The 17,558-nt window shown below is 45.0% G+C and carries 18 protein-coding genes; 4 read left to right on the plus strand and 14 right to left on the minus strand.

All coding sequences use genetic code 11. The features are described 5' to 3' along the window. The first annotated feature begins 131 nt into the window (after positions 1-131). Both K0O23_RS11560 and K0O23_RS11565 read left to right on the plus strand, forming a co-directional pair. Positions 132-647 carry a hypothetical protein gene (locus K0O23_RS11560; protein ID WP_219877582.1) on the plus strand — a complete coding sequence of 172 codons (516 nt, stop codon included), beginning with the start codon at positions 132-134 and terminating at the stop codon, positions 645-647. Positions 648-702: 55 nt separating this feature from the next. Further along, entirely contained in the window at positions 703-1,299 is a 597-nt protein-coding gene (locus K0O23_RS11565) for a hypothetical protein (protein WP_219877583.1), read from the plus strand. Positions 1,300-1,572: 273 nt separating this feature from the next. On the opposite strand, the gene K0O23_RS11570 is transcribed toward K0O23_RS11565, so the two are convergent. The 3 genes from K0O23_RS11570 to K0O23_RS11580 all read right to left on the minus strand — a co-directional run bounded on the left by K0O23_RS11570 (position 1,573) and on the right by K0O23_RS11580 (position 5,496). Further along, positions 1,573-4,206, minus strand: coding sequence for a valine--tRNA ligase (locus K0O23_RS11570; RefSeq protein ID WP_219877584.1), 2,634 nt, complete (start codon positions 4,204-4,206; stop codon positions 1,573-1,575). 284 nt (positions 4,207-4,490) lie between these two features. After that, positions 4,491-5,063, minus strand: a complete 573-nt coding sequence (locus tag K0O23_RS11575) for a pentapeptide repeat-containing protein (protein ID WP_219877585.1) — start codon at positions 5,061-5,063, stop codon at positions 4,491-4,493. 82 nt (positions 5,064-5,145) lie between these two features. Beyond that, complete coding sequence (locus K0O23_RS11580; RefSeq protein ID WP_219877586.1) at positions 5,146-5,496, minus strand: 4Fe-4S dicluster domain-containing protein; 351 nt, start codon at positions 5,494-5,496, stop codon at positions 5,146-5,148. A 109-nt stretch (positions 5,497-5,605) separates the two neighbouring features. On the opposite strand from K0O23_RS11580, the gene K0O23_RS11585 reads away from it, so the two are divergent. After that, the gene (locus K0O23_RS11585) at positions 5,606-6,616 is read left to right on the plus strand and encodes an aldehyde dehydrogenase family protein (protein ID WP_219877587.1); all 1,011 of its coding nucleotides are present in this window, start codon (positions 5,606-5,608) and stop codon (positions 6,614-6,616) included. Positions 6,617-6,696: 80 nt separating this feature from the next. Beyond that, positions 6,697-6,996, plus strand: coding sequence for a hypothetical protein (locus tag K0O23_RS11590; protein WP_219877588.1), 300 nt, complete (start codon positions 6,697-6,699; stop codon positions 6,994-6,996). Between the two features lie 80 nt (positions 6,997-7,076). On the opposite strand, the gene K0O23_RS11595 is transcribed toward K0O23_RS11590, so the two are convergent. The 11 genes from K0O23_RS11595 to K0O23_RS11645 all read right to left on the minus strand — a co-directional run bounded on the left by K0O23_RS11595 (position 7,077) and on the right by K0O23_RS11645 (position 17,557). Continuing rightward, a complete protein-coding gene (locus K0O23_RS11595; protein WP_219877589.1) occupies positions 7,077-7,934 on the minus strand; it encodes a nucleoside phosphorylase in 858 nt (285 codons plus the stop codon). A gap of 167 nt (positions 7,935-8,101) precedes the next feature. Next, positions 8,102-9,070 (minus strand): oxygen-dependent tRNA uridine(34) hydroxylase TrhO, encoded by a 969-nt coding sequence (gene trhO / locus K0O23_RS11600; RefSeq protein ID WP_219877590.1) that lies wholly within the window; start codon positions 9,068-9,070, stop codon positions 8,102-8,104. 203 nt (positions 9,071-9,273) lie between these two features. After that, positions 9,274-9,909, minus strand: a complete 636-nt coding sequence (locus K0O23_RS11605; protein ID WP_219877591.1) for a NeuD/PglB/VioB family sugar acetyltransferase — start codon at positions 9,907-9,909, stop codon at positions 9,274-9,276. Between the two features lie 363 nt (positions 9,910-10,272). Next, positions 10,273-11,559, minus strand: a complete 1,287-nt coding sequence (locus K0O23_RS11610; RefSeq protein ID WP_219877592.1) for a hypothetical protein — start codon at positions 11,557-11,559, stop codon at positions 10,273-10,275. Between the two features lie 2 nt (positions 11,560-11,561). After that, complete coding sequence (locus tag K0O23_RS11615; RefSeq protein ID WP_219877593.1) at positions 11,562-12,839, minus strand: DUF2851 family protein; 1,278 nt, start codon at positions 12,837-12,839, stop codon at positions 11,562-11,564. Between the two features lie 27 nt (positions 12,840-12,866). Next, entirely contained in the window at positions 12,867-13,334 is a 468-nt protein-coding gene (locus K0O23_RS11620; RefSeq protein ID WP_219877594.1) for a YehS family protein, read from the minus strand. Positions 13,335-13,485: 151 nt separating this feature from the next. Then, complete coding sequence (locus K0O23_RS11625; protein WP_219877595.1) at positions 13,486-13,938, minus strand: GNAT family N-acetyltransferase; 453 nt, start codon at positions 13,936-13,938, stop codon at positions 13,486-13,488. A gap of 63 nt (positions 13,939-14,001) precedes the next feature. Next, positions 14,002-14,457 (minus strand): GNAT family N-acetyltransferase, encoded by a 456-nt coding sequence (locus K0O23_RS11630; protein WP_219877596.1) that lies wholly within the window; start codon positions 14,455-14,457, stop codon positions 14,002-14,004. A 13-nt stretch (positions 14,458-14,470) separates the two neighbouring features. Next, on the minus strand, positions 14,471-15,607 hold the full coding sequence (locus tag K0O23_RS11635; protein ID WP_219877597.1) for a phospholipase D-like domain-containing protein: 1,137 nt from the start codon (positions 15,605-15,607) through the stop codon (positions 14,471-14,473). A gap of 46 nt (positions 15,608-15,653) precedes the next feature. After that, positions 15,654-16,484 (minus strand): orotidine-5'-phosphate decarboxylase, encoded by an 831-nt coding sequence (pyrF, locus tag K0O23_RS11640; protein ID WP_219877598.1) that lies wholly within the window; start codon positions 16,482-16,484, stop codon positions 15,654-15,656. 428 nt (positions 16,485-16,912) lie between these two features. After that, positions 16,913-17,557 carry a LolA family protein gene (locus K0O23_RS11645; RefSeq protein ID WP_219877599.1) on the minus strand — a complete coding sequence of 215 codons (645 nt, stop codon included), beginning with the start codon at positions 17,555-17,557 and terminating at the stop codon, positions 16,913-16,915. Between the last annotated feature and the right edge of the window lies 1 nt (position 17,558).

Genomic DNA, 17,558 nt, shown 5'->3' on the forward strand with positions numbered 1-17,558 from the left:
TCTTGTGCGAAGGGAGGTTAAGCTCTTACTACAACCTCCCCAACTATAGCTTTACAAATATCTTTTTCCTAATATTAAAAGTATAAGCTAAAGCTGCTACCTAAAGCAGCAAGTATAAACAACCTAAAATTATGAAAAGTATACTTCCCTGGCTATTAGTGGCTACTTTCCTGTTTCTGGCCCTATACTTTTACTGGCAGAAAAACGAGGCCGAAAGCAGGCTGAACATTGCCGATAACAAGGTAGCTGAGATAGATAGGGAGCTGAAGCAGGAGCGAACTGAGGCAGACTCACTGGAAGGTATGATGCTACCACCCGACACCATGCAGATGACTACTCCGCAGAGTGCCGCTTTTGTAGATGAACTGGGCTCTCTGAGCCAAAGCGACATGCAGCGTCTGAAACGCAAGGGCCTGCGCAACCCGGAGTCGGACCTGATGAATGACCTGAACCGCAAGCAAAGCCAGCTTATTCCTGTAGATGGTACCATGGGTGGCACCATGGCCATCCGCGACAGCCGCATTTTAAATGACCGCTACGCTATGGCTTACTATGAAGACGGCCACAACGGCGGTTACCTGTTGCTAAAGTATGAAGTAAACAACGGCAACATCAACTGGAAGGTAGTAGATCATTCTAAACTGTAAATTTCTAGCACAACATTTGAGCAGGAGAAGTATAAAGTATAAACCATTTACTAAAATGATGTTACTACACGCTATACTTCCCCTGCTCTTTGCATTTATACTTGCCGATACCAGCCAACTTAAACTGCAGCAGGACATACAGAAAGATGTTGCCAAGCTGCAGCAAAGCAATAGTTACTTTATCAGCGACAATACTTCCGAAACAGCATCGCTGCAAAGTATATTCAACGACCTGCAATTATTCGGCATGGTCTCTAACCTGGACCTTAGCAAGGCAAAGTATAGCCAGCACCAGCAAGGGCCACACCAGATACAGCAATGGATATTTGACCAGGGACAGATCAAAAGTATAACTCAACTGGAAAGCATCATTGCTCTTGATACGGTAGTTACCCAGCATTACCTGGAGAACCGCCCTCCTTCCCAGCATCGCATAACCAACAACTTTGTATTCAGGGCGTACCAGGTTTCTACTGCTACCGAGCCGGCAAAGCTTTTTTACCTGACAGAGTCAGAGCAAGGTTTGTTGGCTTACCACCTTGAAGAAAAACAGGCACACATAAGCTATACTTCATCTAAAAACGGGCTCAACCACCTTTTGCCGAAGTATCATGCCGAGGTAGAGGCTATTTTAAAGCAAAGTATAAAGTAGCATTTTTCTGTAAAAGTTGCCCAACCGCCCCTGCCTCAATGCCGTCAATTTTAGGATTCAAGTATCCGTGTTGTCATTTCGAACACAGTGAGAAATCTATTTAGAATTAGTACAGAAAGAGCTTTGAAAAGATCTCTCCTTTCGTCGAGATGACAGCTTTTGCTAGTGTTGACGGCATAGGAGGTCAAGGGTGGTTGTATTAGGTACTGCAAAAAACAAAAAAAGGCCACTGCTTTTACAGCAGCGGCCTTTCCCATACTTAAAAACTATACTTTACAGCGATGCTAAACTTTGCTCAATGGCATTGATCTTAGCTTCTGCATCAGCTTTTTTCTTACGCTCGTTGGCGATAACAGACTCTGGTGCACCGCTAACAAAACGTTCGTTGCTCAGCTTTTTATCTACTGAGATCAGGAAGCCTTTAGTATACTCCAGTTCCTTGGTTAAACGCTCACGCTCTGCTTCAACATCAATGTTTCCTTCCATCGGAATAAAGAACTCGTCGCCGGAAACGATGAAGCTGACAGCGCCTTCGATATTCTCCTCTACATACTGCACTTCGCTAAGGTTTGCCAGCTTACGCATAACACCAAAGTATGGCTCATATTGATCATGGCTCATTACTTTAATAAACAGCTCGAGTGGCTTGGTATTAGGGATATTTTTAGAATTACGGATATTACGAACAGACCCGACAATGTTTATCACACTCTCCATCTGCTCGACAATATGCTTGTCAAATTTATCCTTCTTAGGCCAAGGCGCTACAATCAGGTACTCTTTCTCTTTACGCTCTTTCAGGTCGTGCCAGATTTCTTCGGTGATAAACGGCATAAACGGGTGCAGCACCTTCAGCACATCTTCCAGGAAATCAACTGTTGTATCCAGCGTTTGCTTATCAATTGGTTGTTGGTAAGCAGGCTTGATCATCTCTAAGTAGTTAGAGCAGAAATCATCCCACACCAACTTGTAAACTGTTAGCAACGCATCTGAAATACGGAATTTGCTGAAGTGGTCTTCTATCTGAACAAAAGCCTCGTTAAAGCGAGAATCAAACCACTTGATGGCGGTTTCGTTCGGGCATGGCAGGTTCTCGTCTACTTCCCATCCTTTAATCAGCCTATAGGCGTTCCAGATTTTATTACTAAAGTTACGTCCCTGCTCCACCAGTTTCTCGTCGAACAGCAGGTCGTTACCAGCCGGTGAGCTGAACAGCATACCCGCACGCACACCATCGGCTCCGTATTGCTCTATCAGATCGAGCGGGTCTGGTGAGTTACCCAACGATTTAGACATTTTACGGCCCTGCGCATCGCGCACGATACCAGTCAGGTACACGTTTTTAAATGGCATCTCGTTACGGAACTCGTAACCTGCCATGATCATACGCGCTACCCAGAAGAACAGGATCTCAGGGGCAGTTACCAGGTCGTTGGTTGGGTAATAGTATAAAATATCCTTGTTGTCGGGATCTTTAAAGCCATCAAATACAGAGATAGGCCACAACCACGACGAGAACCAGGTATCCAAAACGTCTTCGTCCTGGCGCAGATCAGATAGCTGCAGGTTCTCGTTGCCGCTCTCTTTGCGGGCCAGTACCAGAGCCTCCTCAGCGGTTGTTGCCACTACATAAGAGCCATCCGGCAGGTAATAAGCCGGAATCTGCTGGCCCCACCATAGCTGGCGAGAAACGCACCAATCACGCACGTTCTCCATCCAGGAGCGGTACATGTTCTTAAACTTAGGCGGATGCAGGCGAATCTCATCGTTCATCACCGACTCCAGCGCTGGGCCAGCCATTTTGTCCATCTTGCACCACCACTGCATAGACAAGCGCGGCTCTATTACAGCACCGGTACGCTCTGATGTCTGCAGTACGCTGGCATACTCTTCTACCTTAACCAGTAAACCGGCTTCCTGAAGATCTTTTACAATATTACGGCGTGCCGCGAAACGGTCCTGCCCTACATACAGCTGTGCCTGTTCGTTTAGCGTACCGTTGTTGTTCAGGATGTCGATGGTTGGCAGCTTGTGCTTCTGGCCCAGTTCGTAGTCGTTAAGGTCGTGAGCAGGGGTTACTTTAAGGGCTCCCGTACCAAAATCTATACTTACATACTCATCCAGTATAACCGGAATCTCCTTGCCCAGCAACGGAATGCGGACAGACTTGCCATGCAGGTGTTTGTAACGCTCATCGTTCGGGTTAACGGCCACTGCTACGTCGGCCATAATAGTCTCAGGGCGTGAGGTAGCTACGGTTATATAAGTTGGTTCTGCTGCACTGTTTGCTACTACTTCGTAGTTCAGGTGGTACATTTTAGCCATCGTGTCTTTCGGGATAACCTCTTCGTCAGAAAGAGCAGTCTGGCCCTGCGGGTCCCAGTTTACCATGCGCACGCCACGGTAAATCTGACCTTTGCGGTACAGGTCTACGAACACCTCTATTACAGCCGCGCTTAGGTCGTCTTCCATGGTAAAGCGGGTGCGGTCCCAGTCGCAGGAAGCGCCTAGTTTTTTCAACTGCTCCAGAATTATGCCGCCATACTTCTCTTTCCACTCCCAGGCGTACTTCAGGAATTCCTCGCGGGTAAGGTCGCTTTTGTTAATGCCTTTTTCCTTCAGCATAGCCACTACCTTTGCCTCCGTAGCAATAGAAGCATGGTCGGTGCCTGGTACCCAACATGCCTCTTTGCCCTGCATACGCGCACGACGGATAAGCACATCCTGGATGGTATTGTTGAGCATGTGGCCCATGTGCAGCACACCTGTAACGTTTGGCGGCGGAATTACAATGGTATATGGCTCTTTATTCGGGTTAGGCTCTGAGTGGAAGAAGCCGCGCTGCATCCAGCTATCGTACCACTTCTTCTCTACTTCCTTAGGGTTATATTTTGTTGAAATCGACATCTTAATACTTTATTTTGCTGCTTTTCGCGCTAAAAAGCAAAAATAGGCAATTTACCTTAAATTGTTGATCGTTAATTGTTGATTGTTATCTTGACCACAGATTAATGGGGATTTGATTGATTAAAAGGATTTATGATCGTAAATGATCTGGTTAATCTGTGGATCAGCATCATCTAACCCATTTAAAATCGTTTTCAATGAAATCTTTCTTGAAGATACTGGAATGCCCTGCTGTGGTGCATTTTAAATCTTACTAATCAATCAAATCCCCATTAATCTGTGGTTCAGACTATTTGCAGGTTATACTTTGTAAGCAGGCCCTGCAAGCTATACTGCGAGAATTTTGCTTTTTTGATGGCGTTGATCTCCGGATCAATGTCAAAGTTGAAGGCTGTGGAAAGGTCTGCACCGGTCAGGTTGGTGTTATGGAAGATTGCCCGCTCCAGGTTTGTATCGTCAAGTATAGCGTTGCTTAAATTTGTACCAGAAAAATCAACGCCTTTTAATGTGCATTTAATAAACCTGGTTTTAGCCATTTTAATCCTGGCAAACGACGCATAATCCAGCAGGCAGTTTTCAAAGTATACTGTAAACAACGTGTCTTCGCACTCGCTGAAGTTTATACCTGTAAGCTTGCACTCTTTAAAAATCACATTGTTTAGCGAAGTATGGTTGAGTTTTAGCATGGCCAGGTTACAGCCTATAAAAGTACAGTCGGTAAAGCGGTTCTGCGAAAAATTGCTGCCCGAAAAATCACAAAGCCTGAAAGCACATTTCTCAAACTCCCTATTTTTAATCTCTTTAACCGGGTAAACGATCTTTTCAAAAACTTTGCCTTCGTGAGTTAACTCTTCCATTGTCTTATGCCCTGCGCTATACTTTAAACAAAAAAACCTGCCCTTTTACAGACAGGTTTATACTTTGCTGGTGCTTTTATACTTAGGCCTCCTGGTGTAGCCAGGATTTCTTGGCCAGCAGTTCTTCCTCTGTTTCGCGGTAGTCAGGATCGTCTACGCAGCAATCAACAGGGCAAACGGCGGCGCACTGCGGCTCTTCATGGAAGCCCATGCACTCAGTACATTTATCTGACACGATGTAGTAAAACTCATCTGAAATAGGCGTTTGAGCAGCATCTCCGGGAATAACTTCTCCGCCGTCGATCTCTACCTCTTTCAGCGCTGTACCTCCACCCCAGGTCCAATCCGCACCGCCTTCGTAAATGGCAGTATTCGGGCATTCCGGTTCGCAGGCACCGCAGTTAATACACTCGTCAGTTATCATTATCGCCATAGTCGTATCTCCTGTATATTTTATACTTTTGTACTTCTTCGTTTATTAATTAACAAAATTAGGAACAATCGGTATCCTTATCAAATAATTTTTCGCTATACCTACTGCCATGACGTTAGAGAACCGCATAGAAGCCTTTATAAAACTAGGCCAGCAGATACAGAACCTTACCCCAGAAGACCGCAAAACGTGGGCATACCAGGCTGCATCGCGTAATACTTGGTTTGATGAGCAAAACGTTTCTGCTGCCATTAAAGGTGTTGCCACGCTCTTGAACGAGCAGTACGTCCGTGAATGGCTTTACCCGTACCACCTGAAACAGGTTACACCCAAAAAAGTTGGTGTTGTAATGGCAGGGAATGTGCCGATGGCAGGCTTCCACGATTTTATGGCGGTGTTACTAAGCGGACACTACCTGCTGGCCAAACTGAGCCCTGAGGATGAAGTACTGATGAAACGACTGGCTGACATGCTGATCGCCATTGAGCCTGCCTTTGCCAACCAGATAGAATTTGTGGATAGGTTAAACAACGTGGATGCCATTATCCTAACAGGAGCCGACAACACAGCCCGTTACCTGGAGCAGTACTTTGATAACCGCCCTCACATTATACGCAAAACCACCAAATGCATTGGCGTGCTTACCGGCCACGAAGAAACAGATGACCTGAAAGCCTTAGGCAACGACGTAATGCAATATTTTGGCCTTAACTGCCGAAACGTATCAAAGGTATTTGTGCCGGAAGGGTATACTTTTGATAAGTTTTTTGAGGCAAATGCCCACCGCAGCAACATACTGGACCTGCACAAGTACCAGAACAATTACGATTACAACAAATCTATACTGCTGGTTAACCGCGTACCTCATTTCGACAACGGTTTTATGCTGGTACAGGAAAGCGAAAACCTGATCTCTCCTATCTCGGTGCTCTTTTACGAGACGTTTACCTCACTGGCAGACCTGAGGCAAAAACTGGCGGCAATAAAAGACAAGACACAATGCATTGTGTCGGCGCACGGTTGGCTGGAGGGTAGCATCCCATTTGGCGAAGCGCAATACCCCATGCCATGGGACTATACAGATGGGGTAGATACAATGGCTTTCCTTCAAAAAATTTAGTCAATCTATATTCCGTACCGCTGTAGCTTTCGTACTTAAGTAGTATAGTCTTAGGTGTTTTACATTAAAATGCACCACTCATGAAAGCTCAGGTAAACAGAATACCCATGGTGGAGAAGGAGATGATTCCGTTCTTCCATTTTACCCACGACGATGTGCTGGAGAACACAGAAGCCAGAAAAAAGCGCTTGTGGGATTTAAACCGCGCTTCTATACTGGGCAACGGCTACCGCGGAAAAGTTGAAATAACATTCAGAACGGCAGAGGGAGAACTAAAGCGCGTAGATACAACTATTTGGGCTGTAGATGACAAATACATGATTCTTAAAGCCGGTTGCTTTATACCTATTGCCTCTGTTGTTGGTGTAGAGTTCTTTTAAAAGTTTATCTTACCAGGTATAAAAACTGCCCCCTTTCCGGCTGTTGCTGAAAAGGGGGCAGTTTTTATGGTTTATACATTCTAAATTCTATCCAGCACTTTCAGGATCAGGTCATCGATCACGGCTTCGGCGTTTTCGGCGAACTTTTGCGAGATACGGTTAGCAACAATAGCATTAAGCGACAGCACCTCGTGGCCCAACAGGCGGCCCATGCTGTAGTAGCCTGCTGTCTCCATTTCAAAGTTAGTCAGCCTGAAATCGCATACCCTGAACTCGTTATAGGTTTTAAGTAGATTTTGATTTTTTAACCCGGCACGTAGCACACGCCCTTGTGGCGCATAAAATCCTGGGCAGGTAAGTGTATTCCCCGGTATCATGTCAAAAGCGATCTTCTGGATCAGTTCCTGAGAACCATTTACACAATAAGGTCTGAAGCTAAGGCCCAGGTCTTTTTGCAAAGCCTCTGTTATACTTTGCTCGTTCTCATCCTGCTCCAGCGGGTAAAATTCCATCAAGCTATCAATACCAATGGCATAATGCGACGCTAACAGGCTACCCAAGGGCACATCATCCTGCAAAGCTCCGGAAGTACCCACACGTACGATCTTCAGCTTTATCTTTTCCTCGTTTACTTCTCTGCTCGTAAAATCGATGTTCACCAACGCGTCCAGCTCATTCATGAGTATATCGATGTTATCAGTGCCCATACCTGTTGAGATAACCGTAATGCGCTTGCCTTTGTAGTAGCCTGTGTGGGTTACAAACTCACGCTTTGCGATCTGCACATCCATCTCATCAAAGTGCCTGCTTACGCGTTCTACCCTGTCCGGGTCGCCTACGGTTATAATGGTATCTGATATGTGCTCTGGTAGCAGGTTGAGATGATACACGCTACCATCTTTGTTTATGATCAGTTCTGATTCCGGGATTACAGCCATTCGTTTCTGGTGTTGTTATTTTGTCGTTATGCTTTGGTGCTCAACTATTTTTTGTACAAGATCTGCTAGTATGACGAAATCTCATGTAATTGTTATTTACAAGATACATAAAAAACGAAAAGCGCGGCCATACAAAGGCTGCGCTTTTCTTGAGCTTTAGAGAATACTTATACTTGTACGTCAGTTTTCTTCTTTCGGTTGAAACCTTTTAACGGATTATAGCCATTCATCTCTTTTTGGTAGTAACCGGTGCCATCGTAAGGGCGCTTTTCCGGGTGCTCCTGGCACTCTACAGAACAGGCTCCGTCTAGCTTTACGCCACATTCCTCACAGATAGGCACATGCAGGTTGCAAACCGGGTTGGCGCAGTTCACCATTCTGTCGGATTTGGTGCTGCACACGTGGCAGGTAGAGATTATTGTTGGATTCACCTTATTCACATCCACAGCTACGCGGTTATCGAACACATAGCATTTGCCCTCGAAATCTTCGCCGCCGGCTTCCATGCCATACTTGATAATGCCTCCGTGCAACTGGTACACGTTCTCAAACCCCTGGTCCAGCAAAAAGGCACTTGCCTTCTCGCACTTAATGCCACCGGTGCAGTAGGTTAATATTTTCTTGTCCTTATACTTCTCTTTCAGTTCGCCCACCTTCTCCGGAAACTCACGGAAGTTCTCGATATCCAGCGTAACGGCATTTTTAAAACGGCCCACGCTGTGCTCATAGTCAGAGCGAACATCCAGCACCACTACATCTTCCTTGTCCTTGAGTTCTTTGAACTCCTGAGGCGAAAGATGCACACCGGTTCTTTCATTTGGGTTGATGTGTCGCAGGCCAGAGTGTACGATTTCAGGCTTATAACGCACATGCAGCTTGGTGAAGGCATGTTCCTCAGCCGGATCAACTTTAAAGTCGGTGTGGGCAAAACGCGGGTCTGCGTGCAGGCGTCTCATGTACTCGTCGCAGTCCTCTTTCAGGCCCGACACAGTACCGTTTAAGCCCTCGTCGGATACAATGATGCGGCCCAGCAGGTTAAGCTCCAGGCAAAGCAGGTGGTGTTCGTCGCGGTAAGCTTCCGCGTTCTCAATCTGCGCGTAGCAGTAGTAAAGTAGTATGCTGTATGGTTTGTTCATAACTGCTTAGTTTCTCGCTAAGTGTTAAATTTTAATTGTTGATCAGGATTTTCAGGATTAAAGGATAAATAGGATGACCTTCATATATCATTCACTCATCCACTCAATCACTCATTCAAAATTATTCTGCAAAAGTACAAGCTGCTCCTATACCTGAAAATAATTTTTATCAGTTCTGTAACAGCTTAAGCAAGTATAAAAGTTTACTTTACCTGTGCAGCAGGGTTTCCGAAAACTGTGGCTTTGGCTGGCACGTCGGCAATTACAACGGCACCTGCACCTACACGGGCATTTTTACCAATCTTAACGCCAGAAACAACTACGGCACCAGACCCTATAAAGGCTCCTTCTTCCACTTTCACTTCTGAGTTGATCACAGCGCCTGCACCTACCTGCACAAAATCAGCGATCTCGGCATATGTATCAACCACAGCGTTAGAGTGGATCAACGTATAGTTTCCGACCTTCGCATTGTTGTTTACTACCGCACCGGCGGCAACCATATTACCGTGGCCCAGCCAGGCAGATTCAGATACCGCACTAAATTTGTGAATAGCGTTTACAGGTACAACTTTCTGCTCGTCCTTCAGCATTTTGATAAGGCCTTTGCGTGCAGCTGAGTCTTCTACGGCTACGAATACGTCGCACTTTTTGCCAACAAGCTTCAGGAATTCATTATCCTCTGTGCTGCTCATTACGGCCACGTTGTTCACCTCCTGCTGCTGCAGGTCTTTGCTATCGTCGAGGAAGCAGTACACCACCACGTTGTTGCTGTTAAAAATATCTAATGCTGCGGTACCCAACTTCTGGGCACCTAGTATGATGACAGGATTTTGCATAGCTCTCTTAAATAAAGCGCAAAGGTACGAAGAAGCGCGGGAGTTTGAAAATAGACAGGTTTGTGGTTGTTGGTTGCTAGTTTTTGGTTGTTGGTTATTCAGCAAGAGCTTATCAGAACCTGCTGTATTGTCGGGAGCATTTTTTTGTAGGGACAGGTCGCGACCTGTCCGTGTTTCTGTTAACACGGCCTTTGCTATAACACATCCCTACCCCTCTCAAGAGGGGAATTCTGTTACTGCTTTAGTAGAAGTATACGTTTTATAGCCTCTGCCAATCTGCGGACAGGTCGCGACCTGTCCCTACGAAGGGAATGGCTACAGCAGCTATGAATTAATTTTGCATACCTATGCTTCACACAAATTTTACAACCGCAGTTTAGCCAGCAGCTTATGGATATATTGGTTCTGCAGGAGCAGGTACACCAGGAAAGGCAGTAATACAATGCGGTAACGGCTAAGCGTACCAAAATTAGGTGTGGTTAGCCCGATGATCACCCCAAAGCAGATAATCATCAGCACAAAACACACCTGCAAAAGGGTAATCTGTTTTAAGCCGTTTTTAAACAGGCTGAAAGTGGCAAGTATAGCAAGTGCAAGTATAAGCAGGTTCTCCAGGCTCATGAGCAAGTATAAAACATTTACCGCTTCCCAGATAAATGGCCGGAACACAGCGCTTAAAAAAGCCTTTGGTGCATTGACAAGTATACTTCCTACAGTAGGCTCTAGACTACTAAAGGAAATGTGTGGCCGTTCTTGTGATAGCTCCAGAATGCCCTCGTAAGTATAAACCAGGTTACGTAAGAAGAAAGCATCATTAATATTCACGGCCAGGTATAAACCCACCAAAGCTAGTGCACTAAAGCCAATCAACAGCACCGCTATCTGACTTTTTATTTGCTTTAAGGAACCTGATCGTTTTGCTATAAACCTGATCAATAAGAATAAAACCAGTAGCGGCAGTAGGATAAGCGCCAGGAAAAACTTGATACGAATAAACAGGTAAAGTATAAATGGCAGCAGCAACCAGTTAAGTATACGAAGGCGCTTACCTTCTGAGAGTTCTACAGCCACAGCAAATACCCAACACATGCTCCCGAAAAGTATGGCATCTTTCAGCACACCGGAACTCCAGAACACCACCGACGGAAAGTATAAAAACGCCAGCATAGCAGCCGATTTATACTTTGGGAAGTGCTTAACCAGTGTAGCAACCAGTGCTGCCGTGCCCCAGAAGCTAAAAAGAGAGAAGTACAGTGAGTTGAGGTAATATTGACTGTTGGTAAGCAGGTTGAGCAGGCTCAGGAGTTTTGTAAAGAAGAAGGAGTTTGAAAAATCAGGTAATCTCGAAAAAGGCACAGTAGCCCTGAAAGCCTCACTTTCGAACTCGTTGAAAAGTATGAGTTTTACATAACCCGCTGGATTTTGTAGAGCGTACTCAGAAAGTATAAGAGAGGCATTTTTGAAAGTAAGTGTGTCGCCTTCGTGGTAATAGTGGTGGTAGAGCAGGCCCAAAAGTATACCAGCCAGCAACTTTAGCACCAACGCCGGCAACAGGTGTTTTTTTATACTTTGTAAGCCTGGATTCCTGTACAGTAGCGAGATCAGTCCACAGATTAGCAAAGCATTTAGTAAGTATAAAAACACCTCCATACTTAGCTTGCCCGCTGTTTCATGATTTTATTCCCGATGCCACACTGCATGCAGTTTACCGGCTCGCAATAGAACCTGAACAAGCCCAGCGCCGCCTGGTTATCTGACGCAGATTTTGCCTGCCAGCCTAGTTCCTCGTAAAGGCGCGTGTACTTATTGCTTTCCTCCTTTACTTGCTCCAGCAATGCAATGGCTTTTTCCTGGTATTGTCTGTTGCCGGTATGCCTAGCGTAAGCAGTTAACAGGGGCACCACTACATTAATTACCAGGTTATGCGCACTGCTTCTACCCATACTTTGCTGCTTGCCCTTGGCCTTTCTGCCCAACATATAATGCTGCTGCCAGTACTCCGACACCTGCGCCCTGAAAAGTATCTCATAGGCTTTAATAGTATCAAGCTCCAGCAAAGTAGCAAAAAGCGATGGCCGATTATGAAGTACAGCCGCCAGTTGTGCCAGCCGCACCGTAGGAAAGTTGCCGGGGCGCATGCGCAGGAAATTCCATTGATGCGGTTGCATGGGCTGCAGCTTATACTTATACGCCAGGAAAGTATACTCCTTTGCCAGCTGCGCCGCATAATCATCTTCAGGCTCAACCAGAAAACCTGCCAGCCCAAACAGCAAAGCCTCCAACTGATGCTGCGATGCCACATGCTGCCGCACTACTTTAAAAGGTAGAGCCTTGGCCAATAGCTCAAAGGCTAATTGGTTCGTTTTAAAGCCGAAGCTGCGAAGCAAAGTATAGTAAGCCGTTTGTTCCCAATCGTTGCCGGTACTATGGTAAGTTTGCAGCACCTCCTCCCCTTTCAGCTCAAGCCGTTCGATCAGGGCGCGCTCCATCATGGCGAGTTTGGTAACCTCCGGCACCGTTGGCCAGAAAGCAGCGCAAGGTATAGCATGATGCGCCTGCTGTAGTTGCTGGTACCTATGCAGCATCTGAAGATTCACCTTCCCCTGAAGCTCAAGCACAGGTATTAGCGAATCGTCCTGCCTGTAAACTGGTTTATCGGCCTCCCATACTACATGCAGCACCACCTGGTCATACTTGCCATCGGTGTGGTGCTGGTGGCGTTGCCAATCAGACGCTTTTAAATGGATCTCCACACTACCCGACCACTCTACCCCACCTATTTTGATGATGGCTTCTTTAAAATCGGGACCGGCTTCGGTGTTGTAAAAGCCGGTTCTGATTACCTGCACAGGTTCCCCATCGGTGGTGGCTACCTCCGTTTTCTCGAAATACTGATGCCGCCAAATGTAGTGCAGGAAATCTTCTTTCACGATGGGAAATGGGTTGGTGAAGTATGATTAGCTTTCCTGGCCGTGGTACTTCAGCTGCATGCCGTGCAGGAAGTTGCGCAGTATCTGATCTTTTAACGGACGGTACTGGCTCTGGCTCGGGTTACGGAAAAAGGCACTTAACTCAGGCTTGCTAACTCTAAACCTTACCAGCTCAAGTATGTTTATAATGTCCTCATCCTTCAGGTTAAGGGCAATCTTGAGCTTGCGAAGTATAATATTGTTATTCAGTTTCTTCTCCGGTGCAGGCTGCTCTCCTTCTTTTTTGCCGCGCTTCTCGTTGATAAACCCATTAAGGAAGGCCGCCAAGTGCTCATCGCCTATCTCTTTTGTCTCCGGGTCGTCCTCTTTCTTAAGCCAGTCGCTTACCTCGGCACGTGTTACCTGCATACCCCCAGAGGCAAACAGCTCAATCATCTGAGCGTCGTTGTAGTCGAAAGTATAGCGGATGCGGCGAAGTACGTCGTTGTTAGTCATGATGTTAAGTTCTTAAAAAATATTCTTTTGCAGTTCTTTCTGCTCTTTCGGACTTCCAAGTCCGGAAGCTTTCTGCCGGGGACTTCCTTGTCCCCATATTTACTAACATTACACAGACAAGAATGTCCGTAACGGCAGTTATCAGACTACTTTATTTTAATTCCTTTTTAAAACAAAGGCTGATTTTTATTTCTGCATACTGTCCGAAGTTCGGTATTTGCTTATAGCCTAAACCTGAATACAGGCCAATTGCCTCCGGTTGCTTAATGCCTGTTTCTAATATAGAAAAAGTATAACCCAGCTCTATAGCCCATGCCTCCAGCGCTTCTAAAACTGCTTTCGCAACGCCACTCCCTCTAAAACGTGGATGCACAAACATACGCTTAATCTCTGCGGTTTCGCCATCATACTTTTTGATTGCTCCACAACCTGCAAGCTCCCCGTTTATATAAGCTACGATTACGTGCTTAATATCATCCAGTTTGTTAAATGGCGCAATAGCAGCATGTTCCTCCCCGTACCTGCCTTGTACCTCCTTGTCCAGCAGTTGTACCAGGCATAGAAAGTCGCGATTGCTGGAATCGGTTCGGGTTAGGGTAAGCATTTTACGTACTATACTGATGTGGATGCAGAAAGTAAAAAGCGTGAATGAAAAGATATTTTATTCCTACTGCTCCAACACCTTCTCGAAGCACAAACTGTTTACTACTCCGGCGTACTGGCCGTAGTTTGGTATTTGCCTGTAGCCGCTGCTCCTGTACAATGCTATGGCCTCCGGTTGTTTTGTACCTGTTTCCAGGATAGTTGCTTTATACTTCAGCTCCTTTGCCCATGCCTCTAAGCCTGCCAGTATACTTTTAGCAATACCCTGCCCTCTGAAATCCGGGTGCACGAACATGCGCTTTACCTCAGCCACGCCATCGGCATATTGTTTTATAGCACCGCAACCAGCAGCTTTACCGTCTACATACGCCATGATTACATGCTTTATACTATCAATCTTATTAAACTGCGCATAAAAAGCATGCTCTTCACCGTCTCTGATGGCAAGGTCCTGGTCCAATAAAACGATAAGGCTCCGGAAATCGGGGTTGTCGGAAGTGGTGTGAGTTAGGGTGAGCATTTTCAAAATTCCCTTAAAATATTCTAGTAATTGATTCGTTGTTTTCGATACGTCTAAGATAATCTTGTGCCCTTTCTACACCTTTAGTTATATTCTTGTATCTGTATGTATTAACTGCAGATTTTAGTTGGCTTATTACTCCATCTTTATCTCCTAACTTTAAGTAGATGTCGGCATAAGGAAAAAATCTATAATTGTAAGTCTTTCCATAATAAACTAAGTTAGCTCCAGGTGTGGCTTTACTTTTAAGTGCTTTTTTATATTCTAATTTGGCCCCTTCTATATCATTGAGTTGCATTTTAGCATCACCACAATACACATGTACAGAAAAACGATATGGATATTTCTTTATACATTCATTTGCTTCTTTAATAGCATCTATATAGTTCTCTTTATTAATTAACCTTTTTATTACTTCACAATAATCTGAATAGCTTTTCTTATTTAATATTTCTTCAGAATTTGATGTTATTGATTTGTACAGTTCCAAGTATAACTCATCTCCTTCATTAATCTTTGCACTTAGAAAACTGTTTGCAGTTTTAGTATCCTTTGCATTAACAATCTTTAATATATTTAATACATCAGCTACATCCCCCTTTTTATGGAGATAATTAGCACTAGCCACATATTCTTCTACCTTAATATCATCATAATTCATTATTCTTCCAAAGTCAGTAGCTTGACTTCTAGAGAATTGATTAATTGAGTTCTCAGGTTGTTTATTCACTATAAGCCTACCAAACTCTGAATTAAAGCAATTAATGAGATGAGCATTATCTTTTATGATTGTAATATTTTCGTTATTACTTGATTCTGCTAAATAAGTCCAATTATAAGACCCATTGATCAACACTCTATCATCAATGACACAAAATTTATGGTGCATTAACGTATCAGATTCACTTAGAAAAACATTACCTCCATTTTCTATTAGTAAATTGAAGTCAATACCGTAAGGTCTGATATTGATTGAATCACCAATAATAATAAGCTCTACTTTTATCTTCTCAGCTTTACATTTTAGAAGTAGTGCGTCAAAAATTTCAGCATTTGTAAACCAGGCAACAGCAATTTTAATAGAATACTTTGCTAATGAAATCTCTTTTATAAGTTCATTTTTAATATTCTTGAAATGAGCTGAAATCATACTACAAGCATTTATAAAATGTTAATAAATATTAAGATAATCACCATTACACATGCTGCACATACTGCTCTAGGTACTGCTCCATCTCTTTCTGAATTTCCAGCGCAGCCTCTCTTGCTTTTTCGGCGAAATCGCGGCCAGAGGAGGCGTAGATAATGCCACGGGATGAGTTTACCAACAGGCCGCAACGCTGGTTCATGCCCAGTCTTGAGATCTCTTCTAGGCTACCGCCCTGTGCTCCCACACCCGGTACCAACAGGAAGTGCTCCGGTACAATTTGCCTCACGCGCTGTATATACTCTGCCTGCGTAGCACCTACCACAAACATCAGCTGGCCTGGTGTGCCCCATTCAGAGCTTTCGCGCAGCACCTGCTCAAACAGGTATTCTTCGCTGCCATCAGAAAGGCGTAGCATCTGGAAATCTTTGCTGCCTGGGTTAGAGGTAAGCGCCAGAAGTATAACCCACTTGCCACCCTGCATCAAAAATGGCTTCACTGAGTCAGAGCCCATGTATGGCGCTACGGTTACTGAGTCAAAATTCATCGTCTCGAAGAAGGCTCGGGCATAAAGCTCAGAGGTATTGCCAATATCGCCGCGCTTGGCATCGGCAATGGTAAAGATCTCTTTCGGGATATACTCCAGCGTTTTTTCCAGACTTACCCAACCTTTTGGCCCCTGCGCCTCATAAAAAGCGATGTTTGGTTTGTAAGCCACACACAGGTCAGCAGTCGCCTCTATAATTTGCCTGTTAAACTCCAGCACAGGATCTTCTGTGTCCAGGAGGTGCTGCGGCAATTTTTTAGGGTCAGTATCAAGGCCAACGCACAAGTATGATTTCTTTAGCAGGATTTGCTCGAAAAGATGTTCTCTGGTCATGGGGCTTTGCAGGAAAGGTTTATACAAAAGTAAAAGAATAAGCGATGGTGCAAAAACTGATTTTTTGGTGAGGTATGGTTGAAGTATACTTTGTTTTCAGCTGCGCTTGGTCCAACCACCCCTAGCCCCTCCTTATCCAAGGCGGGGAATTTTTACTTACTGCATTTCACGCCATCAAAATAGTAGCTGTCATATAACCTCCTGTAGGGACAGGTCGCGACCTGTCCGAGGAATAGCTGCAGCAATGAAACCTATACTTTAACTAAAGTAATAGCAGGCTCCCCGCCTTAGATAAGGAGGGGCAGGGGTGGTTGGACCCGGTGCTGCAGAAAAGCTCCTGTTATTAAGAGAGGGCTGGGGTGAGATAAAACAAAAAGGCTGCTCCCAAACCGGGAACAGCCTTTCTAATTCATAAAAGGTTGGTATTTCTATCTAAGGTCAACCACACTCACACCTTTATACTTTGCCTTGTTGAAAGTGAAAGCATCAGAAGCAAGGGTTGGGTTAGCTTGAAAGTTCTTAATAGTATAAGTATAGCGATTTCCGTTGTTACGGAACATCTGCCAGCTCTTCAGGGTGCTGTCTTTCTGGTTGATGAACAGGCGTACTTTAAAGATCGGGTTGCTACGGTCTTCAGGGGCCATCTCGATCACATCATACTTTACACCATCCATCGTCTCGGTACCGGCGTGGGCATACTTGTAGCCTTTTTTATACATCTCAAAGATCTTGCTCGGCGACATAGCTTCTGCCTCTGCGTCAGTCTCTGTGATCGTTACTTCGTTGGCATCCTTCAGATAAGTATACATTAGTTTACCATCGTTAAGGATCTCCTGGCCGCTTACGCCTAAACGGTATTTGTTGCCGCTTACCAGTATATCGCCGTTCATAGTTTCCTTAACCTTGGCAGAAGGATTCTCCAGCGTTTGGCTAAAATTTGCCTTAAAGGCCTTCATAGTCTTATACTTCTGGCTCATGGCATTCAAAATTTTGCCTGCCTTAGGGTCCTGCTGCGCATTTGCCAGGTTTACAAAAAGCACCAACGCCAGCAATAGAGAGAATAATCGTTTCATG

It is taken from the genome of Pontibacter aydingkolensis (assembly GCF_019443125.1).
Lineage (GTDB): Bacteria > Bacteroidota > Bacteroidia > Cytophagales > Hymenobacteraceae > Pontibacter > Pontibacter aydingkolensis.